Below are 862 nucleotides of genomic sequence, written 5' to 3' on the forward strand. Positions count from 1 at the left end.
GAACAGGCAGCACAGCACCAGCGGGTCGCGCCGGTCGCGCCGCGCGCGCAGCACCAGCGCCGCGCCGCCGACCAGGGCCACCAGCCAGAACCGGCCCGTGAGGTCCCGGTACAGGGAGCGGTGGATCTCCTCCAGGCCGCCGACGCCGAAGAGGCCGAAGAAGGAGTAGTACGGCCACAGGGCCAGCAGCGCCAGACCGAGTACGCATCCGGCCCCGAGCCGGGTCCACCTGGCCCGCGAGGGCCACGGCCGCGCCCCCAGGACCATGGCGAGCGCCCCGAGCGAGGCGACGACGCCGGTGAACTGGTGGCTGAGCAGGATCACCGCCCACAGCGCGCCCGCCCCGAGACAGTGCCCCCATTTGCGCGCGCGGCGCAGCAGCGTCCACAGCCAGAACGTCGCGCCGAGCGCGAACGTGCTGGGGTAGGAGACCGTCAGGGCAAGGGAGTTCAGGCCGAGGAAGCCGCTCCAGTCGAACAGCGTCGTCCCCCACAGCAGCACCAGGGACAGCAGCACCAGCGCGGCAGCCCCGGCCCGCCGCCACCGCCCGGCCGCGCTCGCCGCGCTCGCCGCGCTCGCCGCGCTCGCCGCGCTCGCCAGGAACGTACCCACGAACGCCCACACCCCCGTGCCGAGCAGCGCCAGCGACACCAGCGCCGCGATCCGCAGCACCACGAAGACACCGAGCCCGGTGGCCTTCGCCACGCAGCCCAGCAGCAGCGTCCAGGGCGTGTAGTACGGGCTGGGGGCGTCGGCCGCCACCAGTGGATCGCCGGGGTCGAGCAGGTCGTGCCGCAGTCGCTCGACGGTGGCCGCGTGGATGCCCAGGTCACCGGCCCAGGGCAGCCGTACGACGACGCCG

1 pseudogene is annotated in these 862 nt (G+C 74.7%); it reads right to left on the reverse strand.

The features are described 5' to 3' along the window. A pseudogene (locus G3I40_RS20300) lies at positions 1-862 on the reverse strand (hypothetical protein); the annotation flags it as partial.

It is taken from the genome of Streptomyces sp. SID14478, from assembly GCF_010548525.1.
Taxonomy (GTDB): Bacteria; Actinomycetota; Actinomycetes; order Streptomycetales; family Streptomycetaceae; genus Streptomyces.